This is a genomic window from Alteromonas sp. B31-7 (assembly GCF_015767655.1).
GTDB lineage: Bacteria > Pseudomonadota > Gammaproteobacteria > Enterobacterales > Alteromonadaceae > Alteromonas > Alteromonas australica.
This window is the reverse complement of the sequence record NZ_CP065233.1, coordinates 1,135,602-1,160,756: the sequence shown is the minus strand read 5'-3', so window position 1 is coordinate 1,160,756 and position 25,155 is coordinate 1,135,602. Positions and strand designations below refer to the sequence as shown.

The 25,155-nt window shown below is 47.7% G+C and carries 20 protein-coding genes; 1 reads left to right on the top strand and 19 read right to left on the bottom strand.

Features of this window, described 5'->3' with window-relative positions:
• Nucleotide 1: 1 nt before the first annotated feature.
• The 14 genes from IUA53_RS04865 to IUA53_RS04800 all read right to left on the bottom strand — a co-directional run bounded on the left by IUA53_RS04865 (nucleotide 2) and on the right by IUA53_RS04800 (nucleotide 15,603).
• Nucleotides 2-751, bottom strand: coding sequence for a cell division protein FtsQ/DivIB (locus tag IUA53_RS04865; protein ID WP_044057843.1), 750 nt, complete (start codon nucleotides 749-751; stop codon nucleotides 2-4).
• Between the two features lie 4 nt (nucleotides 752-755).
• Nucleotides 756-1,739, bottom strand: a complete 984-nt coding sequence (locus tag IUA53_RS04860; protein ID WP_269748618.1) for a D-alanine--D-alanine ligase — start codon at nucleotides 1,737-1,739, stop codon at nucleotides 756-758.
• On the bottom strand, nucleotides 1,736-3,184 hold the full coding sequence (murC, locus tag IUA53_RS04855) for a UDP-N-acetylmuramate--L-alanine ligase (RefSeq protein ID WP_044057844.1): 1,449 nt from the start codon (nucleotides 3,182-3,184) through the stop codon (nucleotides 1,736-1,738). Before murC ends, IUA53_RS04860 begins: the two co-directional genes overlap by 4 nt.
• On the bottom strand, nucleotides 3,184-4,260 hold the full coding sequence (murG, locus tag IUA53_RS04850; RefSeq protein WP_196898556.1) for an undecaprenyldiphospho-muramoylpentapeptide beta-N-acetylglucosaminyltransferase: 1,077 nt from the start codon (nucleotides 4,258-4,260) through the stop codon (nucleotides 3,184-3,186). The genes murC and murG overlap by 1 nt, the downstream gene beginning before the upstream one ends.
• Nucleotides 4,253-5,641: a cell division protein FtsW gene (gene ftsW / locus IUA53_RS04845; protein ID WP_196898554.1), complete on the bottom strand. Its 1,389-nt coding sequence runs from the start codon at nucleotides 5,639-5,641 to the stop codon at nucleotides 4,253-4,255. The genes murG and ftsW overlap by 8 nt, the downstream gene beginning before the upstream one ends.
• On the bottom strand, nucleotides 5,638-6,960 hold the full coding sequence (gene murD, locus IUA53_RS04840; protein ID WP_196898552.1) for a UDP-N-acetylmuramoyl-L-alanine--D-glutamate ligase: 1,323 nt from the start codon (nucleotides 6,958-6,960) through the stop codon (nucleotides 5,638-5,640). Before murD ends, ftsW begins: the two co-directional genes overlap by 4 nt.
• Nucleotides 6,961-6,975: 15 nt before the next feature.
• Complete coding sequence (gene mraY, locus IUA53_RS04835; RefSeq protein WP_044057848.1) at nucleotides 6,976-8,058, bottom strand: phospho-N-acetylmuramoyl-pentapeptide-transferase; 1,083 nt, start codon at nucleotides 8,056-8,058, stop codon at nucleotides 6,976-6,978.
• Nucleotides 8,052-9,455 (bottom strand): UDP-N-acetylmuramoyl-tripeptide--D-alanyl-D-alanine ligase, encoded by a 1,404-nt coding sequence (locus tag IUA53_RS04830; RefSeq protein ID WP_196898550.1) that lies wholly within the window; start codon nucleotides 9,453-9,455, stop codon nucleotides 8,052-8,054. Before IUA53_RS04830 ends, mraY begins: the two co-directional genes overlap by 7 nt.
• Entirely contained in the window at nucleotides 9,452-10,987 is a 1,536-nt protein-coding gene (locus IUA53_RS04825; RefSeq protein ID WP_196898547.1) for a UDP-N-acetylmuramoyl-L-alanyl-D-glutamate--2,6-diaminopimelate ligase, read from the bottom strand. Before IUA53_RS04825 ends, IUA53_RS04830 begins: the two co-directional genes overlap by 4 nt.
• Nucleotides 10,977-12,752: a penicillin-binding transpeptidase domain-containing protein gene (locus IUA53_RS04820; protein ID WP_044057851.1), complete on the bottom strand. Its 1,776-nt coding sequence runs from the start codon at nucleotides 12,750-12,752 to the stop codon at nucleotides 10,977-10,979. The genes IUA53_RS04825 and IUA53_RS04820 overlap by 11 nt, the downstream gene beginning before the upstream one ends.
• Nucleotides 12,749-13,084, bottom strand: coding sequence for a cell division protein FtsL (ftsL, locus tag IUA53_RS04815; protein WP_044057852.1), 336 nt, complete (start codon nucleotides 13,082-13,084; stop codon nucleotides 12,749-12,751). The genes IUA53_RS04820 and ftsL overlap by 4 nt, the downstream gene beginning before the upstream one ends.
• The gene (rsmH, locus tag IUA53_RS04810) at nucleotides 13,081-14,022 is read right to left on the bottom strand and encodes a 16S rRNA (cytosine(1402)-N(4))-methyltransferase RsmH (protein ID WP_044057853.1); all 942 of its coding nucleotides are present in this window, start codon (nucleotides 14,020-14,022) and stop codon (nucleotides 13,081-13,083) included. Before rsmH ends, ftsL begins: the two co-directional genes overlap by 4 nt.
• Nucleotides 14,019-14,477, bottom strand: coding sequence for a division/cell wall cluster transcriptional repressor MraZ (gene mraZ, locus IUA53_RS04805; protein ID WP_044057854.1), 459 nt, complete (start codon nucleotides 14,475-14,477; stop codon nucleotides 14,019-14,021). Before mraZ ends, rsmH begins: the two co-directional genes overlap by 4 nt.
• 364 nt (nucleotides 14,478-14,841) lie before the next feature.
• Nucleotides 14,842-15,603 (bottom strand): SapC family protein, encoded by a 762-nt coding sequence (locus IUA53_RS04800; RefSeq protein ID WP_044057855.1) that lies wholly within the window; start codon nucleotides 15,601-15,603, stop codon nucleotides 14,842-14,844.
• Between the two features lie 497 nt (nucleotides 15,604-16,100).
• On the opposite strand from IUA53_RS04800, the gene IUA53_RS04795 reads away from it, so the two are divergent.
• The gene (locus tag IUA53_RS04795) at nucleotides 16,101-17,318 is read left to right on the top strand and encodes a dipeptidase (protein ID WP_044057856.1); all 1,218 of its coding nucleotides are present in this window, start codon (nucleotides 16,101-16,103) and stop codon (nucleotides 17,316-17,318) included.
• An 83-nt stretch (nucleotides 17,319-17,401) separates the two neighbouring features.
• Here the strand turns inward: IUA53_RS04795 and IUA53_RS04790 are convergent, their stop codons facing one another.
• The 5 genes from IUA53_RS04790 to IUA53_RS04770 form a co-directional block, all read right to left on the bottom strand.
• Complete coding sequence (locus IUA53_RS04790) at nucleotides 17,402-20,527, bottom strand: efflux RND transporter permease subunit (protein ID WP_044448361.1); 3,126 nt, start codon at nucleotides 20,525-20,527, stop codon at nucleotides 17,402-17,404.
• A complete protein-coding gene (locus tag IUA53_RS04785; RefSeq protein WP_052806701.1) occupies nucleotides 20,520-22,052 on the bottom strand; it encodes an efflux RND transporter periplasmic adaptor subunit in 1,533 nt (510 codons plus the stop codon). The genes IUA53_RS04790 and IUA53_RS04785 overlap by 8 nt, the downstream gene beginning before the upstream one ends.
• A 6-nt stretch (nucleotides 22,053-22,058) precedes the next feature.
• The gene (locus tag IUA53_RS04780) at nucleotides 22,059-23,435 is read right to left on the bottom strand and encodes a TolC family protein (protein ID WP_044448363.1); all 1,377 of its coding nucleotides are present in this window, start codon (nucleotides 23,433-23,435) and stop codon (nucleotides 22,059-22,061) included.
• A gap of 115 nt (nucleotides 23,436-23,550) precedes the next feature.
• Nucleotides 23,551-24,000 (bottom strand): hypothetical protein, encoded by a 450-nt coding sequence (locus IUA53_RS04775; protein WP_196898546.1) that lies wholly within the window; start codon nucleotides 23,998-24,000, stop codon nucleotides 23,551-23,553.
• 102 nt (nucleotides 24,001-24,102) lie between these two features.
• Nucleotides 24,103-25,137 carry an alpha/beta hydrolase gene (locus tag IUA53_RS04770; protein ID WP_375277085.1) on the bottom strand — a complete coding sequence of 345 codons (1,035 nt, stop codon included), beginning with the start codon at nucleotides 25,135-25,137 and terminating at the stop codon, nucleotides 24,103-24,105.
• Nucleotides 25,138-25,155 lie beyond the last annotated feature (18 nt).

The window sequence follows — 25,155 nt, the reverse complement described above, 5'->3', positions numbered from 1 at the left end:
TTTAACTCTCTTCTTTTGTGGTGTTGTCACGTGGCGCTTTCCAACCCACGGCAACCCCAGTGTCATAGCGAAGGTCAACGTATTTCACTGCCTTCTCTTGTTGCGTCAATAACGGGTATACATCAATAAAACGCTGTAACCTGTCAATGAATTCTTGACGCCCTAAATTCAATTCAATGCCGTTTTTTAACTGAACCTGCCATGCAAATCGTTCACTTAACGACAGCTCTGCAATATCCATATTGGTGGTAGCCAATAACGCATGCATGGCGTTAAAGCCTTCCAGTGCGGTTTTTTCGCTACCGCCTGGCCCGTATAAACGGGGTAAAACCAGTGCTTTTCCTTCAGCGTTAAACGTATCGCCGTAAGGGTTGAGGAGCAAATCCTCATTCCATTTTGCCACTGGCTGCTGCTCAACCAAATAAATCTTTAAGGTGTTTGGCCATTTCTTACGAACAGACGCTCGATAAACCCAAGGCTGCGCTTCCACTAGCCTAAACACATCGTTTACATCAAGGGCAAAAAAGCTGCCCGGTTGCGCCTCTCGAATAAGGCGCTCTAGTTTGGTGATATCGATATATTGATAATCACCAGAAAAATCGATAACTTGCACTGGCATTTGCTGCTCATCTTGCAAATACTGATTGGCTTTAATCCCGCCAAATACCAATGCCGCAATAACAATACATAAAAAGGCAACGCCACCCCAAAGCGCGTGATTCGAACGGGTTTTGGCTGCGTTCTGTGTCACCCTGTTATGCTCCTGCCATGACAGTTACTTGTTCATCTTCCATGCTGGTTGCTAAAATCGCCATAACCAGCTCATCAAACGTTAATCCCGCCACTTTCGCGGCTTTGGGAACCAAACTTTTTTCTGTCATGCCGGGTACCGTGTTCGCTTCAAGCAAGTAAAACTGCCCTTGGCTGTCTTGCATGACATCGATACGCCCCCAGCCCGAACCTGAAATTCCGTCAAATGCACGGGTAGCTAATTCGGCTAACTGGGCTTCTTGATCTTGCGATAAACCACTTGGACAGAAATATTCCGTTGTGTCATCCTGATATTTCGCAGCGTAATCGTAAAACGTATGAGGGGTGGACATGCGAATAGACGGCAACGCCTGCCCCTGTATCACAGAAACAGTAAACTCTGGGCCGTCAATGTATTGCTCTAACAGAACCTGATTGTCATATTTGAATGCGTTCTGAATCGCAATATCGAGTTGTTTAGCGCTTGTCACTCTTGCCATGCCAATACTCGACCCTTCTCTGGCCGGTTTTACCATGACTTCATTCCCCAATTTATCCATTATAGCGCCGCATGATCCAGCTTCAAAGTGCCTTTTATCAGCAATTTCATATTTTGCGGTGGGCAGCCCCAAGCTTTGCCAAACTTGCTTAGTATGGATTTTATCCATCGCCAGTGCTGAGCCTAATACACGGCTGCCGGTATAGGGCACATTTAGCAGTTGTAATGCCCCCTGCATAGAGCCATCTTCTCCCCCCCGACCGTGCAGCATAATGAGTACGCGGTCTATTTGTTGGGTGAGTAAATCTGTCAATGGTTGGGCGGCGGGGTCGAAGGCCACCGCGTTTACACCTTGGCGCAACAAGGCATTTAGCACAGCGGTACCCGAACTTAGCGACACTTCACGCTCTGCTGAGTCGCCTCCAAACATGACGGCAACTTTGCCAAATACATCAGCAGCGATGGCGTTTTTTAATGAAAAGCTAGTCACCGGTTACCTTCCTTTTGCAATTCGCTAGGTTCCATTTCACAGCGCGCGAGCTGTTTGGCAATTTGACCGATGTTACCTGCGCCTTGTGTCATCACAATATCCCCGTCTTGCAGCATATTGGCAAGGATGCTCGGCAACGCGCCTTTGTCGCCCACATACACAGGCTCAATTTGACCGCGCTGACGAATGGAACGGCATAAAGACTTGCTGTCGGCTCCTTCAATGGGCTGTTCGCTGGCGGCGTATACATCAAGCAGCAGCAAGGCATCGACGCTTGAAAGCACGTCGACAAAGTCTTCATACAAATCGCGAGTTCGAGTGAACCTGTGTGGTTGGTACACCATCATTAGCCGCCGATCAGGCCAATTAGCCCGCGCGGCAGCAATGGTCGCTTTTACTTCCGTTGGGTGGTGGCCGTAGTCATCCACCAAACAGACCTCGCCTTTTGAAGTCGCAAAGCTGCCTAGTTGTTCAAACCGTCGCCCTATACCACCGAAGCTTGCCAATGCCTTCACAATAGCATGGTCATCAATACCTTCGTCTGTAGCCACGGCGATGGCCGCTAATGCATTAAGTACGTTGTGGTTGCCGGTAAGGTTAAGGGTAATATCCAAAGGCGCTTTATCTGGCCGATGAACGGTAAAGTTCGCCTTACCAAATGACAAACTGATATTGTCAGCACGAACATCATTGTGTGCATTAAACCCATAGGTGGTGATGTTACGCCCAATACGGGGGATAATTTCCTGAATATTGGCGTCATCGCCACAGACAATTGCATGACCATAAAAAGGTAAATTAGACAAAAACTCCACAAAGGTGTCTTTTACCTTTGAGAAATCTCCGCCATACGTGTCCATATGATCTGCTTCAATGTTAGTTACCACAGACACCATAGGCTGCAAATGGAGAAAAGACGCGTCGCTTTCGTCGGCTTCGGCAATAAGGTAACGGCTTTTACCTAACCTAGCATTTGTTCCGGCACTGTTTAACAGGCCGCCAATGACAAATGTGGGGTCGTAGTCTGCTTCAGCAAAAATTGTGGAAATTAAGCTTGTTGTGGTGGTTTTACCATGGGTTCCCGCTATCGCGATACCATGTCTAAAACGCATGAGCTCTGCCAACATTTCAGCACGACGAATAATAGGAATGCGCTGTTCTCGTGCCACGATAATTTCTGGATTTTGCTCGTTAATCGCACTCGACACGACGATTACGTCCATGCCCTCTACGTTTTCGGCTCTGTGACCAATTTTCACCTCAGCACCTAGTTCTGCTAGACGCTGAGTCATTGGCCCTTCTTGAATATCTGAACCCGCAATTTTATAGCCTTCGTTTAGTAGCACTTCAGCAATGCCACCCATTCCGGCGCCGCCAATTCCAATAAAAAAGATGTTGCTCACCCGACGCATTTGCGGGCTTTCAAATGGGGTTTTAAAAACCATTAGTCCCCTTCTCCCACCACTGCTTTGCAGTGGCTAACGACTTCTTCAGTAGCATGGGTGTTCGCGCGTTCTCGCGCCAATTCACCCGTTTTTATGCAATCGAGGGGGTGGGTAGTCCACTGCCTGATTGCCTGCCCTAAATTTTTTTTTAATACAGACTGTCCAATCATTACGGCTGCATTATGCTTTACCAATGATTGGGCATTCTTCGTTTGATGATCGTCTACTGCATGTGGCAAAGGGACGAATATCGCTGCGCGACCTGCCGCAGCAACTTCCGCAACAGTCAGTGCGCCAGCACGACATACAATAAAGTCAGCCCATGTGTAGGCATCGGCCATATCGTCAATGAAGTCACTGACCTCGGCGTTTACGTCCCATTGTTGATATAGCCCCTTAACAGTAGCTTGGTTTCCTTTTCCGCATTGATGGCGGATGGCTAAATGAGATAACCCTTTCACCGCTTCTGGTACGGTTTCATTTAGAATTTGTGCGCCTAAACTGCCGCCAACCACAAGTAAGTTTAAAGGACGCGGTTCGCGATACTGTAACGGAGGTACAGCACTAATGGCTGCACGCACCGGATTTCCTACAGTATGCAGCTTTTCGGTAGGCACTGAAAATTGGTCTTTAGCATCATCAAAGCCAAGCAGTACCCGAGTGGCTAGCTTAGCGAGTAGTTTATTGGTCATACCCGCAGCTGCATTTTGCTCATGAATAATGAGGGGAATTCCAAGGCTTTTCGCGGCCACACCGCCCGGCCCACTCGCATACCCACCAAAACCAATCACTAATTCAGGTTGAATGCGCTTGATTATGCGCCGTGCCGAAAACAAACTTTTGATAAGCGCAACGCCACCGGTTAACTTGGCTTTCAGACCTTTCCCTCTTATTCCTTTCACAGGAATAAAATGAATGGGGAAGCCATGTTTGGGCACCACGTCAGCTTCCATTCGTTCTGCTGTGCCTAACCATTCTACATGCCAACCGGAACGGGCTAATGCTTCTGCGACAGCAAGGCCAGGGAATACATGACCACCGGTACCACCCGCCATAATGAGACAACGTCTATTCATTATCGGCCTCCTGCGCCACTCTCGCGAGTATGGCTTTAATACCTGCTTTACCTTCTTCTTCCGCGGTAGCAGGCTTTACCTTTTCAATTTTGGTGGCTGGCGTGGCGACCTCTTGTGTTTCGTTCACCTTGTCTGATGCGGTGGTTTCAGGTTTTACTTTCACTTTATTGCGCTTTCGCTCATTGCGATCGAGCGCTTGTACACCTTCTACGCGAAGCTCGAAATCGATTCGTAATAAAATGGCCACAGCCACTGACATAATAATAAGTGACGAGCCCCCGTAACTAACCAACGGTAGCGTGAGCCCTTTAGTGGGCAAAATACCTGCACTTGCACCAATATTCACTGCGGTTTGAAAGCTAAACCAAATGCCAATACTGTAGGCTAGATAACCCTCAAAAGGTCGCAACTTCTCTAGAGCTTTATTGCCAATTTGCAGTGCTTTAATCACCATGCACAAAATTAGACAAAGGACGGTTAGTACGCCAACAAAGCCTAACTCCTCTGCCAAAATTGCCATCACGAAATCGGTATGGGCTTCGGGCAAGAACTCTAGCTTTTGTAGGCTGTTACCCAGCCCTTGGCCAAACCAATTCCCCCTGCCATAAGCCATTAACGACTGGGTAAGCTGGTAGCCTGCACCAAAAGGATCGGCCCAAGGGTCTAAGAATGACGTTACCCGTTTTAAGCGATATTCTTCAAATACAATCAGTGCAACCACCGCCATTAGCCCAGCAAACACCAAGGCAAAGAACTGCCATAATCGGGCGCCCGCTAAGAACAATAAACCGATAGTGGTCGCAAACATCACCACCACAGTGCCTAAGTCGGGCTGAATAAGCAGTAACATAGCTAACACGAAAAATACCGCTAATGGCTTGATGAAGCCTTTTAGGTTTTCCGTGACTTCTTCATACCGGCGAACCAAATAGCCGGCTAAATAGGCGAAGAAAAATAGCTTGGCTGGCTCGGCCGCCTGAATCGTAATAGGCCCTAGTGCTAACCAACGGGTACTTCCGTTTACCGTACGGCCCACTAGCAATACCGCAACCAACAATCCAATGGCGGCCAACAACAAGTAGGGGTTGCTCATGCGCCAAAATCGCATGGGCACTTGTAATACTGTCATGGCAGCAATGAGCGCACCCACGATATAAATACCGTGACGAATAGCAAAATAAAATGGATTGTCATGCAACCTGTCTGCAACAGGCATAGACGCCGACGTCACGATAATAATACCAATGCTCATCAGTGCCAGTGCAATCAACATTAAACTGGTGTCGTAGGGCTGCTGCGTACGATTTTCATCGTGACGGGCGGCGAATAACTCGCTTAACTTTGTTGGCGCATTAGCCGTTGAGATAGGAGCATTACTCATGCTTGGCTCCTTTGTTTGACGGCCGAGGCAAAAACTTGCGCGCGGTGAATGTAGTTATCGAACATATCAAGGCTTGCACACGCCGGTGACAGTAACACCACATCGTTAGGCTTAGCATGGGAATAAGCGTAATCTACGGCTTCGTCCATATCTTTTACTATCTGGGTTCGTTCAAACATGGCAGCAAACTGATGGGCGTCTTTGCCCATGGCGACAATATGGCTCACTTCGTTTTTTACAACATCAGCAAGCTGGTTAATATCGCCTCCTTTGGCATCGCCACCGGCAACAAGAATAATGTTACCTTCAGTCAAAGGTGCCAAACCTTGAAGCGCCGCAAGCGTTGCCCCTACGTTTGTGGCTTTAGAGTCATCAATCCAACGAACCCCATTAATGTTGGCAATTTCAACACAACGATGGGGCGCAGACTTAAAGGTGGTCACCGATTGCGCCGCGTCAATCAGATTAACATTCATGGTTGCCTTAAGCCCTTCACACAGTGCTAGGGAAGCCATCACATTGAGTACATTGTGAGTCCCTGCAAGCTGAATTTGGTTTGCATCAAGTAACGGTTCACCGTGCAAGGTAATGGCGTTATCTCTAAACCCAATGCCTTCTGATACATCAGACAACCCATAGTAGCTAAGTTTATTCACTGTGTTTTGAGGTGCGCAATGTTCTGTGTCACGCCACACTACAGCTGTGTTGCAGTGAAGAAATATACGTTGTTTAGCTTGCACGTAGTTTTCGAAGGTCTGGTGTCTATCTAAATGATCATCACTGATATTTAAAATAGTTGCCGCCTGCAGGGCTAAGCTTGAGGTTGTTTCAAGCTGAAAACTAGAGAGCTCTAACACAATAACATCATAGTCATTTGCTAATGTGTCGAGTACGGGTAAGCCCACATTGCCCGCTGCCACGGCCTTTAGCCCACAATGGTTGAGCATATGCGTCGTTAGCAAGGTCACGGTGGTTTTACCGTTTGAGCCGGTGATGCCAATAACGGGGGTTTCGTTTAACCGAGCAAATAGCTCTACGTCGCCAATGACTTCAACCCCAGCACGTTGCGCCAACTGCACCTGTTCAATTGCAGGAGACAGCCCAGGGCTTAAAACCAAGACGTCGACACCATCAAAATAGGCGGCGGTTAGGCTACCTAGTGTCACTTCTACGTCTATCTCGTTAGGTAATGAAACACTCGCGCGAGTATCAAAGGCTTTAACTTGCGCCCCTTGCTGCTGTAAAAAACGCACACACGCCTGCCCGGTGACACCTAGGCCACCGACAACATATGTTTGTGCACGCACGTTATAGCTCATTAAATACTCGTCTCTCTATCTAAGTTTAAGTGTGGCTAAGCCCACTAGCACTAAAATGATGGAAATGATCCAAAAGCGCACGATGACTCGCGGTTCAGGCCACCCTTTGAGTTCATAGTGGTGATGGATGGGCGCCATGCGAAAAATACGTTGTCCGCGAAGCTTGTATGAACCCACCTGCAAAATAACGGAGACGGTTTCCATAACAAACACGCCCCCCATGATAATCAGCACTATTTCTTGTCGAACTAACACCGCCAAAACGCCCAAGGTGCCACCTAAGGCAAGGGAGCCAACATCGCCCATGAACACTTGGGCAGGATAGGTGTTAAACCATAGAAAGCCTAACCCGGCTCCCACGATGGCGGTACACACAATAACCAACTCACTAGTAAGGGGGATGTGAGGAATATTAAGGTAGTCGGCGAAATTTGCGTTGCCCGTCACATAGGAAAAAATGGCAAATGCCCCTGCCACTAAAATAGTGGGCACAATCGCCAAACCGTCTAAACCATCAGTAAGATTTACCGCGTTACTGGTGCCCACAATGGCAAAGTACGTGATGATGATAAAGAAGGCGCCTAATTGCGGGAACACCTCTTTGAAAAATGGCACCAGTAAGGATGTTTCGGCACTTAGTGAAGCACTGCTATAAAGATAGAAGGCCACACCAATGGCCACCACCGACTGCCAAAAATACTTCCATCGAGCAATAAGACCTTTTGAGTCTTTTCGGATCACTTTGCGGTAATCATCAACAAAACCGATAATTCCATAAGACACCACGACAGTGAGTGTCACGAGCACGTAGCGGTTGGATAAATCAGCCCACATCAGAACACTGATGACAATTGCAGCAAGAATCAGTAGCCCACCCATTGTCGGTGTACCCGACTTTGACAAATGGCTCTGCGGCCCGTCGTCACGGATGGTTTGACCTATCTGCATACGCTGTAAATAGCGAATCATTTTAGGGCCAATTAAAATAGCGATAAGCAAGGCGGTTAGCGTGCTTAAAATAGCCCGTAACGTGAGGTATGAAAATACATTAAACCCTGCATCAAATTGTGTCAGCCAGTCGGCTAGCCAAATTAACATGCGATGCGCTCCCGACGGCGTTCAAGCTTTCCCAAAGGAGAGGCCTCGATCGCCTCTACCACGCGTTCCATGTGAGAACTGCGCGAACCTTTTACTAAAATTGAAATATTACGTTGCTGTTGCAACAAATCATTTTCTAAAGCAGACATAAGCTGCTCGACACTGGTGAAGTGGCCACCTGGCCCATCAAAAGCATCGCTTGCTGACTGGCTTAACACCCCCATGGTGTATAAATAGTCCACACCCTGGCGCTGCGCATACTGACCCACTTGCTCATGATAATAGCGAGACTTTTCACCTAACTCTTTCATATCCCCCAACACCAAAACATTGATGCCCGAGAAGGTGCTTAGTGTATCAATAGCAGCATTTACAGAGGCAACATTGGCGTTGTAGGTATCGTCTAGCAGACGAATTTGATCAGTGAGCGTTTTTACATTTAACCGTCCACTGACCTGCTGCATACTGAGCAAACCATCTCTTACATTTTCTAAGGTAGCACCAAGTTGCATAGTGAGTGCAGCTGCCACGAGGGCATTCCCCACATTATGCAAACCTGGGATTGTAAGCTGCACCGCCACATCACCTTCAGGTGAGCACAACATAAACTCTGCACATCCATCGAGCCCCAAGGTAATATCTTCGGCGCTGTAATCCGCTTCATTTTTTTGCTGTGGAGAAAAAGTGAGTACAGCAGTCCGCTTAAGCTTGCCTAACCAGAAGTCGGCAAATTGGCTATCTACGTTCACAATTGCGGTGCCGTCTTCGTCCAACCCTTTGAAAATTTCACTTTTCGCTCGGGCTACACCTAGCAAACTGCCAAAGCCTTCAAGGTGAGAGGCCGCAGCGTTCACTATGGTAGCTACGTTGGGCTTAACCAGTTGCGTGGTATACGCAATTTCACCGAGGTGGTTTGCACCTAGTTCCATCACCGCATACTCGTGATCGTTTTCTAGGCGTAAAAGCGTGAGTGGCACACCAATATCGTTGTTGAAATTGCCTTGGGTGGCTAGCACCTTACCGCGACGAGAAAGAATCGCCGCGCACATTTCTTTTACTGTGGTTTTTCCGCTACTGCCAGTGATGGCAATCGTTTTGGGGGCAACCTGTTGCTTAACCGCCGCCCCTAATTGACCTAACGCTAGCTTTGTATCTTCCACATAAATAACAGGGGTTGATACGGACACTTTTTCGCTGGCGATAATCGCAGAAGCGCCCGCATTGGCTGCGGCTTCGGCGAAGTCGTGACCATTGAAATTCGCTCCTTTCAAAGCCAAATACACTGCCCCTTCAGTCAGCGCTCGCGTATCCGTACTTACCGCGGTAACGGTACTGTCGTCACCTTCTAAGGTTCCGTCAATTTGACTTGCTATCCACGACAGCGTTGTTGTTATCATTTGCTGTACTCCTGTTGCAGTCGCGCGACTACTGCACGTTCGTTATAGTCTGTCTGTTGTGTTCCAATAATTTGATAATCTTCATGCCCCTTGCCAGCCGCAATCACAATGTCTTCGGGGCTGGCGTTATCGAGGCAATACCTAATAGCCCGTTCTCTATCAGGTTCCGATATCGCTATGGCAGGGTTGCTCAACCCCGCCATAATGTCTTTTGCAATGTCTTCTGCAGCCTCACTTCGACTGTTATCCGTGGTAATAACCAGGAAATCTGCGCCGGACTCGGCGGCACTTGCCATTAGTGGGCGTTTACCTTTGTCTCTGTCTCCCCCGCAACCAAATACGCACCACACTTTTCCGTGGGTATGTGCGCGTGCGCTGGATAACACTTTCTCCAATGCATCTGGGGTATGGGCATAATCCACAATCACATTGGCGGCATGACTAAATTGAAAAACTTCCATTCGCCCTGCTACCGGAGAAATGCGGTTAACCGCCTGTATAACATCTTCAAAGCGCTCGTTTTCCGCCAGCAAACATGCCATGGCGCTTAACAAGTTAAACACGTTAAATGCGCCAAATAAGGGAATGTTTACTTGCGCTTGTCCCCACGAAGATTGCAACGTAAAACCACATCCCGCGTCATGGTAATTAACCTTTGTGGCGAAACAATGGCGATCCTGAGTTAGTTTCTGTAGTTCATGTTGCTGCGCAACTCCCACCCAAACGATGTCGATATCACTCGGCGCATTCGCGGCCCAACGTTGGCTTTCGGGGTCGTTGGCATTTAACACCAAGGTAGACAAACCAGGTTGAGTCATTAACAGGCGCTTAGCCCGTGCATACTCTTCCATGCTGCCGTGGTAGTCCAAATGATCTCGTGTAAGATTGGTAAAAACAGCGATGTCAGTATTCACTTGCGCTAGCCTACCCTGCACTAACGCGTGGGAACTTGCTTCAAATGCCGTATGGCGAACCTGACTTTGCACAAAGTCTGCCAACAAATACTGCACACGAATAGGGTCTGGCGTGGTGTTGGCCGCTGGCGTTGCCTGCCACTGTGTGTGAGTACCATCATAAATACTACTGCCCAAGGTTCCTATACTGGCACTACGGGTTCCAAGTTCATCTTTTAGCTGCGTAAGCATTTGAACTGTAGAGGTTTTACCGTTAGTTCCCGTCACCGCCACTGTGGTCATTTTTGTGGCGGGATAATCATAAAATGCCGCAGCGAGGGCCGACAGCATTTTGGGCAATTCGTATAGGTAAATAATGACCGTATGGTCGCGCATTTCTAGCTGACCATGGCCACAACTGTCGTCAGTTTGCGCCAGTATGACTCGGGCGCCCAAGCTTATCGCTTGTGGAATAAAGTCACGGCCGTCACGCTGATGCCCTTTTAATGCCACAAATGCCAATCGGGTGTTCACTTCACGGCTATCCAGAGTAAGCCCTGCAATACGAATATCAGGCGCATCGACATTAAACTTGGCCAACAGGGCACGAATACTTTGGATAAAAGCGCTAACTACCACTTTCGCCTCCTTTCAGCCAGGGGCTAGACGTTACCTGTTTGTCATCGGGGGGAATATTCAGCATATGTAAGGCGCCGCCCATGATTGACGAAAACACAGGCGCTGCTGTGTCGCCCGCGTGATATAAATCACCGCCAGGTTCGTTAATTAAAACGATGGTGACAAGTCGAGGATCTGACACGGGCGCTATTCCAGCGAAAATATTCACGTATTCTTCGCCATAGCCCCCTGCCACGGCTTTTCTACTGGTACCTGTTTTACCGGCCACGCGATAGCCAGGAATAGCCGCTTTCTTCGCTGTGCCTCCCCGTTGCGTGACACTTTCCATCATATTCACAATGGCGCGGGCATTTTCTTCGCTAATTACACGCTCAGACTGTGGTTGCCAACCGGCTTGCTTAGGTGACTGAATAATATTAAGGGGTTGTTTTACCCCCCCATTCGCTAATGTGGCATATAGGCGTCCAAGTTGCGCGGTGGTAACGGAAATACCATAACCAAACGACAAGGTCGCCAGTTCAAACTCAGACCAGCGACTGCGCTCATGAAAAATACCACTACTTTCTCCGGCCATATTCAATCCGGTGTCAGACATCAGCCCCATGTTGTAATACGTATCAAGTAAGAAAGGTTTTGGCACTGACAGGGCAAGCTTTGAGGTCCCCATATTACTTGAGTGCTGGATAATTTCTTCTAGGGTTAGTTCGCCGTAATTCCGGGAGTCTTTCACTAAGCTGCCGCCCAAGCGCATCCACCCCGGATGAGTATCTACTGTGGAATCGGGGGTGACTTCTCCAAATTCTAGTGCCGTTAGAACCGCCAATGGCTTGAGGGAGGAACCCGGTTCAAACGCATCGGTAATGACGCGATTACGCATTCGGTGAGGTGAAATATCGCTTCGGTCGTTTGGGTTAAACGAGGGGGCGTTAACCATGGCAAGCACGTCACCGCTTTTGACATCAATAACAATGGCTGATGCTGAGCTAGACTGATAGTAAATCATGGCTTCTTTAATTTCTTTGTAAGCCAATGCCTGAATGCGCTGGTCGATGGTCAGTTGTAAGTTACCAGCCTCTTCTCCCGAGGTGGTTTCTAGAATTTCCACCTGACGGCCTTTCGCATCGCGACGAATTTTTCGTGAGCCAGGGGTACCTGTTAGCCACTCGTCGTACATGCGCTCCAACCCTTCAACACCGGTATCATCCACATCAGTGATGCCAATGAGCTGTGCAGATACTTCCCCAGTTGGATAGTATCTGCGGCTTTCGCGGCGTAAATAAATACCCGGAATATCAAGCTTATCGACATAGTCTGCCATCGCCGGAGACACTTGACGTTGTAGGTATACAAAACGACGTTTAGGGTTTGCAACCTTGTCTTGCAGTTTATCGACACTTTGCCCCAGTACATCCGCTAACGCTTGCCAGCGGCGAGGCTCATTAAACCCATCGTTTTCGTGAATCACTTTAGGGTCGGCGTAAATGGCACGAACCGGCACGCTTACCGCCAATTCAACTCCGTTACGATCGGTGACTATACCGCGATAGGTAGGCATGTTTCGGGTACGAAGTGTCCGGCTGTCGCCCTGTTGAATAAGCTCGTCCGGCTCAATCACTTGAATAAATGCAGCCCGAGCGGCTAACGCCACAAACACAGAAATGACCACCGCTAACACAACCACAAAACGCCAATGCACTAGGCTAGGCGCTACATTTTGCTTAGCGCCAGAGGCTTTTCTATTGCGTTTTACAGCCGATGTACTCATTTTAGCTTCACCACCACTTCGTCATCGGCGGTAGGTCGATACATGTCTAATTGCTTCTCTACCAAGGTTTCAATGCGGTTGTGTTCGGTAAGCGCGCGTTGTTCTAGTACCAAATTGCGCCACTCAACATCAAGTTGATCTTTCTCTTCCATCAGGTCTTCAAGGGCAATAACTTGCTGACGATTATGGTGACTACCTAAAATGACAGCCATAGCACTCACGATAACTGCTAAATACAACAAAACCCGCAACTTGTTGCGGGTCAAATCTGAGACGATAATGAGCAGTAAACTGAAGTTAGTATTGGCCTGCTCGGGCTTAGTGGTCGTCATAGTTTTTCTGCCACCCTTAGCACCGAACTGCGAGAACGCACGTTGTTTTCTATTTCATATTGCGACGGCTTAATGGCTTTCCCAAGGGCTTTTAATACTTTGTCTTCATCAATTTCCGCTTGCGTGATGGGCAAATTATGAGGCACAACCTTACCTCTGCTTTGCTCTTTTATGAAACGCTTCACTAATCTATCTTCAAGGGAATGAAAGGAAATCACCGCCAGACGCCCTTCTTTCGCCAACACCTCTGTCGCTGCCTTTAGCCCCACACGTAACTGCTCTAACTCGGCATTAATGTAGATACGTATGCCCTGAAACGCGCGTGTAGCGGGGTGCTTGAACTTATCTTTTACCGGCACAGCTTCATCAATTATTTTGGCTAACTGTGCGGTGCGGGTTATTGGCGTCGTTACACGGGTATTAACGATGGCATGCGCAATACGTTTGCCAAACTTTTCTTCGCCAAACTCTTTAATCACTTGGGCAATATCTTGCTCTTCAGCCTTCGCTAGCCAATCGGCAGCACTTTCACCACGGGAGGTGTCCATGCGCATATCTAAAGGCCCATCTCGTAAAAAGCTGAACCCACGTTCGGCATCATCAAGTTGAGGTGACGATACGCCCAAATCCATAAGCACACCGTCTATTTTTCCGGTGAGTCCCAACTTTTCAATTTCCATTGCCATATCACCAAACGGCGAATGGATAATAGAAAAACGGGGGTCAGACGAGAAACGTTTTGCCGCTTCAATGGCTTGTGGATCTCTGTCAAAGGCAATAAGTTGTCCTCTGTCACCCAATGTATTCAAAATATGATTTGAATGGCCACCACGCCCGAAGGTAGCGTCAATATAGATGCCGTCAGGCTTTATCGCTAGCGCCGTTATGCATTCTTCTAACAATACAGAAATATGTTTAAATTCGTTGGTGTGGCTCATAGCGAGAAGTCCTGTAAACGTTCGGTGAGTTCAAATTCGCCTTTGCGTTCGGTGTCTATGTCGTCTTCAATTTGTTGTGCCCATGTTTCGGCATCCCAAATTTCAAACTTGTTTAGCTGACCAACTAACATGACTTCTTTGGATAACTTTGCGTGATGACGGAGCGGGGTGGGGATAAGAATTCTTCCGCTCTTGTCCATTTCCCCTTCGGCAGCATGACCTAATAGCAAACGCTGCATGCGGCGCTCGGCTGGAATCATGCTAGAAAGCTTAATTAATTTAAGCTCTATCTCTTCCCATTCGGGAAGTGGGTAAAGCAGCAAGCAGCTTTGCTGATTATCGACTGTGCAGACCAGTTGTCCGTTACAATCATCCAGCAGCGACTGACGATAGCGTGTAGGTATCGCGAGTCTGCCTTTTGTGTCCAGATTGATTGCATTAGCGCCGCGGAACATTCCCCTAGCCTTTTATATTTTGCTCTTAGATTTCTTGTTTTTTGAGTACTGAACTGCAAAACGATGATTACTCGATCCACTATTTGCCACTTTTACCCACTGATTGACAGTTTAGGTACCAATGATCCCCACTGTCAAGGGAAAATACCGGTAGAGGCCACGTATTTACTGGCTTTACACTGTTTACTTATACAGTCTTTTGTGAAAGTGGCTGATTAGCCATAGGAAATAGCGTTGTACAACTAAAGTCTAAATAGACGAAAGAGTGAGAAAATCACTGAGGGCAAAAAGAAAAGCCCCACGTCGAAGTGAGGCTTTGGTATTGTCTTACCTAACGATGTAATAACACGTTAAGTCATCGATATTAAGCATCTGCCGCTTCTTCAGCGTCAGCTTTAACAACAGAAAGTTGCATGTTGCGAATTGGGTTGTCGGTGCCGTTCGACAATTCAACCAAACGGTTAAGTTGGCCGACAGACATCATTACCGCGTACATAGCGCCAAGCAAACCGGCTTTATGTAGCTCTACAACCTTCTCTTCTGGAAGCTCAAGTAATTTCTTCTCGTTGATGCTTAGCATGCCAGTCACATTACGTTGCTGACCACTTTGGTAAGTCAAACGAATTTGAATGGGATCAAGCAGATCAAGTTCAACTACCTGCTTAACAAAGCGCTGAGTCATCATTTCGCTGTTAGCAAGGTCTGCTAAGAACTTTTGACGATTTTCCAAAAATTCTGATGGCTCACCCGCTTCTGTGAACAACGGTTGCCCTTCTTCAGAAAGTAGTTCGCTGTTTTCATCAATGTAAACGCCTAGCTTGTCGCCGTCTGGGCGAACATCGAAAGGGTAACGTAGGATGTTCATAGGCACATGAGGCCCCTGCCAGCTTTCACCGGTAAGGAACAAGTTTTGATTTTGTTCCATACCTAGCATTGCTACTACGTGGTGACGCTTAGATTGAGGGTCTTCGATGAACACAAGAGGCATGGTTGCCGCCAGTTGCGCGAATTCGCGAATTGTTGCTGCAGCAAGGTGCGTATTTTTTGCAAATGCAAATGAGTTGCTTACCGCGACTTTCAAGTCTTTGTGTTTTTCTTTATCTAGCGGTACAAAATTAATAGCCATATTTCTTTCTCATACTTGTCTGTTGTGGCCCCGATTTAAAAACTGAGGATTGGTGGGTTACCACTTAAATTACGTTGGCCGCGCGGATGAACATATTGTCCCCCTTCTTCGGCGAGGCGCTTGGGAGTATTACCCATTCGCGCTGTGAAGTCACGCGTCATCACCATAACAAGTTTTAAATTTTTATTGCAATGTAAACTTAAAGTAAAACCATCCGAATGCTGAAAAAACGAACAAAAACGGCATGAGCACTTCGCTTCGCGGGTAAATCATTGCGATAAAAAGCGATGAACAACAAAAGAACCCTTTATAAACCATTGTGTGGCATGCGCAATTCACTTAGTCTTTTATGGCTTGTTGGTCTTTTGTGTTCACCCAACACAAAGGCAAATAAACGCCAGAATGACACCCTCCATGACGTGACTTTCTAGGCCTATGGAAAAAGACAAAGACAAAAACACCAACAACTCACAACAACGACTATAAGGAATTCCACTATGAAGAGGCTTTCACCTCTACACCTTTGTGCTTTAGCTGTCTCTGCCATTGTCAGTGCACCCAGCTTTGCTGCTGATACACCTGACTATTCGGCGTCTGAACTCGCCAATAAGATTGCTCAAGAAACCATCATTGTGGATGGCCACATAGATGTTCCCTATCGGGTAAAAAATGCCTGGGTAGATGTGACTAAAGCCACTGAAGATGGCGATTTTGACTACCCTCGTGCGGTAAAAGGCGGCTTGAATGCGCCTTTTATGTCTATTTACGTACCTGCTAGCCTTGATAATTCACCAGAATCCACTCAACTGGCTCACTTACTTATCGATTCTGTCGAGGCTATTGTGGCGCGAGCGCCCGATAAGTTTGCAATTGCAAAAAGTACTGATGACGTTAAAAAACACTTTGAAGCAGGTTTAATTTCATTGCCTATGGGAATGGAAAACGGCTCACCGCTACAGGGTGACTTGGATAACTTGCGTGATTTTTATGAGCGAGGCATTCGCTACATCACCCTTGCGCACAGTCAATCTAACCACATTTCTGATTCCTCTTACGACCTTAGACGCCAGTGGAAAGGCTTGAGTCCTTTTGGTAAAAAGCTGGTAACAGAAATGAATAACATCGGGATCATGCTGGACATTTCCCATGTCTCCGACGATGCGTTTTATCAAGTGGTAGATATTACCAAGGTCCCCGTGATTGCGTCACACTCTTCTCTACGTAAATTTACGCCCGGCTTTGAACGCAACATGAACGACGACATGATTAAAGCCCTAGGTGAGAATGGCGGGGTGATAATGATTAACTTTGGCTCTAGCTTCGTCAGCAAAGAAGCGGGTCAATGGCGTAAAGGTCTCACGGCGGCTCGCAAAGCACTTATCGCAAAGGAAGGTGAAGACAGTCCTAAGCTAGAAAACTTTGAAAAAAGTTACCGAGAAAAAGTCCCCTACCCGTATTCAACACTGGATGAAGTGCTAGATCATATTGATCATGTGGTAGAACTCATAGGTATTGAACATGTGGGGATTGGGTCTGACTATGACGGTGTGGGCGACTCTTTGCCAATTGGCTTAAAAGACGTGGCCAGTTTCCCTAATCTCGTGCAAGGCTTGCTTGATAGAGGCTATAGCCGCAAGGATATTGAGAAAATACTCAGTGGAAACCTACTACGAGTGTGGGAACAGGTTGAGCAATATGCGGCAACCCACGGGTAGGTATTTCAGCTTTTTAAGTCATAAATGCTGATTAAAAAAGGCGCTAATCCCTATTGGGTTATAGCGCCTTTTTTGCATGAAGCCTACGACCGGCGAGCCCCTTCAACAAGGTAATAAACAACAGGAACAATGAAGAGTGTTACCAGTAAGGCGCTAATCATACCGCCCACTAGCGGCGCAGCAATGCGTTGCATCACCTCAGCCCCAGTACCTGTTGCATAAAGCACTGGCAACAAACCCACTATAATTGACATTGCCGTCATCATTAATGGCCTAACCCGCCTGGACGCGGCGGTTAGAATACGCTGCTTGAGATGCTGCTTATCTGCCACTATAGGGATGGTTTCACCCTCTGTGGTTGGCGACAGGTACACCAGCATGATGACAGCGGTTTCTACCGCGACGCCGGCCAGCGCGATAAAGCCCACGCTGACGGCGACCGAAAATTGAAAGTTCAGTAAATAAAGTAGCCATATCCCCCCTACCAGAGAAAGCGGTATTACACTTAACACAATGGCTATCTGACTAACTTGTTTAAAACTTAAACCCAGTAACATAACAATAATGATGAAGGTAATAGGGATCACCACCATCATTTTTTGTTTAGCGCGTTCTAAGTATTCAAACTGCCCGCTCCAGGTTAATGCATAGCCTGGAGGCAGAGTAATTTCACGTTCAATATAGGCTTTTGCATCCGTGACATAGCCGCCTAAATCTGGCGATTGTGTATCCACCAGTACCCATCCATTTAGGCGCGAGTTCTCACTTTTTATCGCCGCGGGTCCGTTTTCAATAGTTATCGTCGCCACCTCGGAAACCGGAATATGCAAGCCTGATTGCGTAATAATAGGAATATTACCCATGGCTTCTGGCTGGTGTCGATAAGCCTCTTCCAGCCGCATGCTAATGGCATAGCGCTCTCGCCCTTCATAGGTTTCTCCTATTGCTACACCTCCCACGCCAATGGATAGCACCTCATGGATATCTGCCACGTTAATGCCGTAACGCGCCGCCTTTTCTCGGTTAATATCGATATTCACATAGCGGCCTCCCACCACCCGCTCAAAATAGGCAGATTCAGTGTTAGGGAAGCGCGACATTAAGGATTCTATTTGCTCTCCTATTTCTTCAATGCCTTGTAATTCCGGCCCTGAAATCTTAATGCCCACAGGGGTTTTAATGCCCGTAGCTAACATATCAATACGCGTTTTGATGGGCATCACCCAAGCATTCGTTACGCCGGGTAATTGAATACGCGCGTCTAGCGTTTCAACAATATCTTCCATGGTCATGCCATCTCGCCATTGTGACTTTGGCTTAAGCTCAATAAATGACTCCATCATGGTAAGCGGAGCAGGGTCTGTGGCTGTTTCGGCCCTTCCCACTTTACCAAATACCTGGGCAACTTCAGGGACAGTGGCAATAAGCTTATCGGTTTGCTGCAGTAATTCGCGCGCCTTGCCGACGGAAATGCCGGGGTCGGTACTCGGCATATACATTAAGCTTCCTTCGTTAAGCGTAGGCATAAATTCACTGCCCATTTTATTAAGGGGCCACACCACGGAAATCAGCAATACTAGCGCAATAAAAAGCGTTTTTTTGGGGTGGTTTAATACCTGTGTTAGCAATGGCAAGTAGGCTTTAAGCAAACCTCGGTGAACAGGATTATGCGACTCACTGCGAATATGCCCTCTAACGAAGTACCCAGACAGCACTGGCACTAAGGTAATCGCTAGGGCGGCAGCAGCAGCCATTGCATAAGTTTTTGTGTAGGCCAAGGGCGAGAAAAGTCGCCCTTCTTGTGCTTCAAGGGCAAATATGGGCACAAAAGACACCGTAATAATAAGCAATGAGAAAAACAACGCTGGCCCCACTTCGCTGGCTGATGCGATGACGAGAGACCAGCGCTTTTCATTGGTTAAAGGCGCGCCCTGGGTGCGTAATTCTTCCTGCTCAATGTGCTTGTGCAGGTTCTCCACCATGACAATAGCACCATCCACCATTGCACCAATCGCAATAGCAATGCCTCCAAGAGACATAATATTGGCATTCAGCCCCTGTAGTTTCATAAGGATGAAAGCGCAAAGTATGCCCACCGGCAACGAGATAATCGCCACCAGTGAGGAGCGTAGATGAAACAAAAAAACCATGCACACCACACCCACCACAATGAGCTCTTCAATGAGCTTGCTCCACAGTGTATTTACGGCGTCACCAATAAGTGTAGAACGATCGTACACCGGTATAATACGCACGCCGTCTGGCAATCCGTCTGCCAAGGCTGCCAGTTTCTGTTTCACCCGGGTAATAGTGGCTTGGGCATTTTCGCCATAGCGCATAACAATAATGCCCCCCACCACTTCACCTTTGCCGTTGAGTTCCGCAATACCGCGACGCAGGGTTGGGCTCTCTACCACAGTGGCCACATCGCCCACCGTAAGCGGAACCCCTTGGTGAGTCACCCCAAGGGGTAATTGCGTTATTGAGGCTATATCTTGCAAGTATCCTGTGGCTGTCACCATGTACTCTGCTTCTGCCAATTCAACAACCGAAGCCCCACTCTCCTGATTTCCTCTTTCAACGGCGCGCTTAATATGAGACAGCGGTATATTATAGGCGCGCAGTTTAGGCACCGATATCTGCAGCTGATACTGCTTTACCATTCCGCCTAAACTGGCCACCTCAGACACACCACTCACGCTTTGCAATTCATATTTTAAAAACCAATCTTGAATTGCTCGTAAATCGGCCAAACTGTGGGTATTAGTTTCATCAAGTAACGCATAAAGATATACCCAGCCTACCCCTGTGGCATCTGGCCCCAATGCAGGGCTAACCCCTTGTGGCAACTGGTCAGAAACCTGATTTAAATATTCTAAAACCCGGCTACGCGCCCAATAGATATCCGTGTATTCATCAAAAATGATGTAAACATAAGAATCTTGAAAAAATGAAAAACCTCGCACCGTACGTGCACCGGGAACGGACATAAGCGCCGTGGTTAACGGATACGTAATTTGATCTTCAACGACCTGGGGAGACTGCCCCGGGTAACTGGTTTTTACGATGACTTGCACATCCGACAAATCGGGGATGGCATCAATTGGCGTGTACTTCACCGCATACAATCCACTCAGTGTTAGTGTGACCGCTGCGAGTAGCACCAATATTCTATGTTGAACAGACCAGCGAATTACAGCTTCAATCATGATGCATTCCCTCTTTCATGCTGTGCTGCATCTCTTTTTTCATACTGTGCTGCATGGCTATCTTGCGAAGGGCTAAAATACGAAATTCATCCGCGGCAACAAAGGTAAATGCCACATCATCCCCCGGATGAAATTGCCCAAGGTCGATATGCGGCGATACCGTAAACTGCATGGTGGCAGCAGGGCGCTGCCACTTTTCAATCGCTTCTCGTGCAATAGTTATTTTCGCGCTATCCTCTGGATGCTCAGGAAAATGGAGGGCGACAACCTTACCCGTTACACTGGCTTGATTTTGAGGCGCAGACATTCGTGTAAAGTCTGCATTTTTGGACGACTCTGAATCGATAAGAAATTGCGCCGAGACCACCACTTGGTCACCTGGCAGCAAACCTTCACGTATTTCCACATGGGTATTATCTCGTTGACCGACTTTCACCTCAACCGATTTAAACTTGCCCTCACCTTGACGCAATACCACGCGGTTTTGATTTTGGGTACGAATTAACGAAGAGATAGGCACTGCTATCACAGGTAATGCCTCGGTTTGCGTTTGAATAGACACATCTACATACATAACAGGTTTCAAAACAGCCTGAGGATTATCGATATTGGCCCGTAACGAGAGTGTGCGGGAGGTGGGGTTTAATTCCGGATAGATGAAATCAATGTCACCTCGCCATTGTCGATTAGGGGCACCGTCGAAGGTCACGGTAATAGGCTGCCCCAACGCCACTTTTGCTATGTCTTTTTCAAACACATCTATCATCACCCATACAGATTCGATAGGCGCAATGCTAATCACTGCCGTACCTGGCTTCACAAAAAAGCCCTCGCGAATATTAAGATGCTCAACCACGCCCGACTTGGGGGCATAAAAAGTGACACTCTGCGAGACGGTTTTTGACTTTTCCAAAGATTCGATGAAGCTGGGAGCAAGGTGATAGTTGGCTAATCGGTTTCGCCCTGCTTGGATTAACGATTCATTGCCCGATGCCAAGGCCACTAAAAACTCCTCTTGCACACTAACAAGCTTTGGAGAGTAAAGGGTGTATACAGGCTGGCCCTTTTTTACCGATTCGCCTTTCGCCTTGATATACAGGTTTTCTACCCAGCCTTCGACCCGTGGATGCATATGTGTTAGCGCATTCTCATTAAAGGTGACTCGCCCTACTGTTTCTATCTTGGGGTTTAAACGGCGTACTTGCACTGGCTGGGTTTTCACCCCCATATTATGCTGCACCTGCGGCGTAATCCAAACGCTGTTATCTTGCGACTTGGTCGCGTTGTCCTTCGCATAAACGGGCACCAGATCCATACCCATAGGGGACTTACCTGGTTTATCTCGGCGGTAGCTGCTGTCCATAGGTGCCACCCAATATAAAGGTTCATCGTCACGGCTCACTGAGTGATTTTGATGATCGTCATGTGACATCAGCTGTGAAGACAACTGTGACCAATTAAAAGCGATGGCGCCTAGACAAAACCCCATCACAAGAATGAAAAAGAAAGTAAAAAATGATTTCATGTTGGGCTATTCCTTAACATCAGCGCGGTGAGCTAACTGGCCATTTGAGGGTGATGAGTGTTGGCGTGACAATTGACTTGGGCGTGCTACCTGAGATACAGCGCTATACGAGTCTGGCAAGAGATAAAACTGGCCGTGTTGGAAATACGTCGCCATCTCCGCGTTTATTTCATTGAGTTTTAGCTTGGCATCAATGGCTGCAATACCGGCAAGCAATACGTCTGCAATGTCTGCGGTGTCTTGTTCAAATCCTCGCAATGCGGTTTGTGCTAATGCTTCGGTGGTTGAAAGCATACGCTGGCGTATCAAATGGTGCCTTTTTACCGCAAACACCAATTGGTTTCGCACCTTCGCAAATTCAGCGGATAAACGCTTTATTTCAAGTCGCCTATCGATAGCAGCAGCGGATAGCTTATACGCTGCACTTTTGGCTTGAGCACGATGCCGTGTGGGCGTAAGCGAGGGAAGATCTACCCGTACCCCAATAGACAAAAAGTCGGCACGGTCGTGGCCCATATCATCATGATGCCGATAGCCGTAACTCGCCTCAACTGTCCATTTTGGTTTGCTTTGTTCCGTAGCGAACGCCAAGTCTTGTTGCGCGAGCGTTTCGTCAACGCTAAGCGCTTTAACGAGTGGGTGCTTCGCTATTAAGCCAGTAACATCAATATTCTCTGTTCGGTTAAGCCACTCTGACGCCTGACTGACAAGCATATTGGTGTTTTGTTCGGGCCACTTCGGATAAGAAGTAAACGGTATATTGAGCCATTCGTGAAGACGTGCATACGCAGAAGCTCGACGCTGCTCAACCTGTGCTAATTCTTCTTCAACTGCCACTAATTGAATCGATAAATCTAATACGCTTTGTTGACTGTCATCTTCACTGGCGCTGGCGAAAGAGGCTTCTTTGGCAGCAATCACTTGCTGCATTTTCTCTATTTTCTGTGTCAAAAGCGACAGTCGCCGCTGGGCAAAAAAGCCGTCGTACCAGGCGATAGAAGTCTGACGAATAACCCGAGCGTTTCGCAGCGCTCTAAGAACAAACTCTTTATCCGCGGCCACGTCGAAACGTTTCGCTGCTATCACTTGACTCTCTCCTCTGGGAAGCGATTGCTGTACGCCAACTTTGAATTGCGTCATTGCCTCTTGGGAGGCTGAAAAACTGTCTACAGGAACATTCTGAATAGACGTGGTCAACACCGGGTTATCCCACGTATCTGCAGCGTTACTTTCTTGGCGTAAACTCTGCTCTCTCGCTTGACTACCCTGCCGGTAAGGGTCGGAAGCGAGTGCAAGTTCCTGCACTTGTTCAAGGGACGGCACCTCATTTAGTGCCATTGGATCGGCATGACTGGCAAGGGCCACAAAGGCTAACATTGCCATATACCCATTCCCCCCTCGGTAAATGGGTCGAAGATAAAAACGATGCATATATACACCAACTTAATCAGAAAAAACCAAAACATTAGTAAGCACTTACTTACTAAATCAGCGAGAATTAGACTAAGTTAGCGTGTTTGGGGGGTCTGAATTGAGAGGAAGTTGCGGCCACCGGCGTACCGGTAAGAAAGCCAAAATGCGTCGCGCTACTCAAGCTTGCGGCGGGCATCACTCGGGCGGGAATGTAGGCAATGGTTGAACCACAAAGACTCGGTGGGCACTGACAATCTTCACCACAGCAATCCGCGGAAATATTCCCGCTAGTTGCATGAGAAGATGCACGACTGGTGTGGTTTGCCATCATTGGCTCATGCACCTGCTCAGACGTCACCTTGCTCTTTTTCATGGTACTGGCCTGCATCGACACTGGATCGCAATGCCCATTACTGTTCGCACTTTCACTTAACCCAGTGGACGTTTTAGTGCCAGTGAGTGCCATATTGGAAGACGCATGTGTGCGCTGCGGCAAAGACTGCCCCAGTATCAGTATAACCAGTATGAAAGTCACCCCCCCATAGCCCGTGGCTATTTGGGGTGACTCGCTGAGTTAAAGTGTGCACACAACTCCAATAAAATGAATGAATACGTATTCGAGGTGGGCTATTTTACCCTAAAATTGTTGGGCGTAAACCCGCAACATCATCGCCATATTATCAAACAACGGGTTTGCTTTAGGAATAGCACAAGGCTCTCTCTCATCTACCCTATTAGCATTAAACTTCATTTGATGAAGTAAGGGCGTATTTACCACTAAATCTGCATGGCATAAATCGTAGGATTTATCGATGACGAAGAACGTATTTGGCCCCCTGCTGTTTTCCATGACAGACTCAACACCATGAATAGGCGTCGTCGCATCTGCTTGAGAATGGGCTGCAAACAACGGCACTTCAATTTGCTTACCTTGCTCAAACTGATCTCGCACTTGGTTAATGATATCCATAAGCTCTAGGCCAGCAAACCCAGCTACATGTGGGTATTTGTATGGATTCGGCCCATGGGTAACATAATTTCCGTCTATAATTTTGGCTACCCATTTAATGCCCCAAATACGGGACATACTCTCAGCATTTTCAGACAACGCCAGTGCGCCGGAAAATAGCATCAAGCCATCCACGCCTGTGTCAGTATCTAAATAGTGTTCAACCGCCAAGGCACCGCCGGTAGAAAAGCCACCAACAATGACAGTGTCAGCGACACTGTTAGCAAGATTAAGCACGTCGTCGATATGGGCTTGCCAACGCTCGGCCAAATCGCTGTCAGACATATCATCGCTCGCATCGCGCAAACCATGGCCGGGGAGCAAAGGAACCAGTACGTCAAAACCTTCATCATAAAGGATGTTGGCTATTTCACGCATGAAAAACGGAGAGTCGCTTAACCCGTGAATCAAAACCGCCACCTTCTTGCTTGGCGTATCATGCTGTAAAACAAAAGGCGCATTCCCTTCACTTCTCAGTACTGCAGAACACACACTTTTACGGTTTAAACGGGTATTTTTACACGGCTGAGTGACACCCCACTCCTGCTTATACATTGCAGAGAACTCATCTAGAACCTGACTTGATGCTGCAATACACAAGGACGAAAATAGCATGAGGGTGGTGGCAACCACCACGTTATACGTTGCAAGCCTTTTGCGCACGAACGCTCTCCTAAACAT

Coding starts and splice junctions, on each gene's coding strand:
- murC (WP_044057844.1), bottom strand. CDS start 3,184: ATGGTTTTTAAAACCCCATTTGAAAGCCCGCAAATGCGTCGGGTGAGC.
- murG (WP_196898556.1), bottom strand. CDS start 4,260: ATGAATAGACGTTGTCTCATTATGGCGGGTGGTACCGGTGGTCATGTA.
- ftsW (WP_196898554.1), bottom strand. CDS start 5,641: ATGAGTAATGCTCCTATCTCAACGGCTAATGCGCCAACAAAGTTAAGC.
- murD (WP_196898552.1), bottom strand. CDS start 6,960: ATGAGCTATAACGTGCGTGCACAAACATATGTTGTCGGTGGCCTAGGT.
- mraY (WP_044057848.1), bottom strand. CDS start 8,058: ATGTTAATTTGGCTAGCCGACTGGCTGACACAATTTGATGCAGGGTTT.
- IUA53_RS04830 (WP_196898550.1), bottom strand. CDS start 9,455: ATGATAACAACAACGCTGTCGTGGATAGCAAGTCAAATTGACGGAACC.
- IUA53_RS04820 (WP_044057851.1), bottom strand. CDS start 12,752: ATGAGTACATCGGCTGTAAAACGCAATAGAAAAGCCTCTGGCGCTAAG.
- ftsL (WP_044057852.1), bottom strand. CDS start 13,084: ATGACGACCACTAAGCCCGAGCAGGCCAATACTAACTTCAGTTTACTG.
- rsmH (WP_044057853.1), bottom strand. CDS start 14,022: ATGAGCCACACCAACGAATTTAAACATATTTCTGTATTGTTAGAAGAA.
- mraZ (WP_044057854.1), bottom strand. CDS start 14,477: ATGTTCCGCGGCGCTAATGCAATCAATCTGGACACAAAAGGCAGACTC.
- IUA53_RS04800 (WP_044057855.1), bottom strand. CDS start 15,603: ATGGCTATTAATTTTGTACCGCTAGATAAAGAAAAACACAAAGACTTG.
- IUA53_RS04795 (WP_044057856.1), top strand. CDS start 16,101: ATGAAGAGGCTTTCACCTCTACACCTTTGTGCTTTAGCTGTCTCTGCC.
- IUA53_RS04790 (WP_044448361.1), bottom strand. CDS start 20,527: ATGATTGAAGCTGTAATTCGCTGGTCTGTTCAACATAGAATATTGGTG.
- IUA53_RS04785 (WP_052806701.1), bottom strand. CDS start 22,052: ATGAAATCATTTTTTACTTTCTTTTTCATTCTTGTGATGGGGTTTTGT.
- IUA53_RS04780 (WP_044448363.1), bottom strand. CDS start 23,435: ATGGCAATGTTAGCCTTTGTGGCCCTTGCCAGTCATGCCGATCCAATG.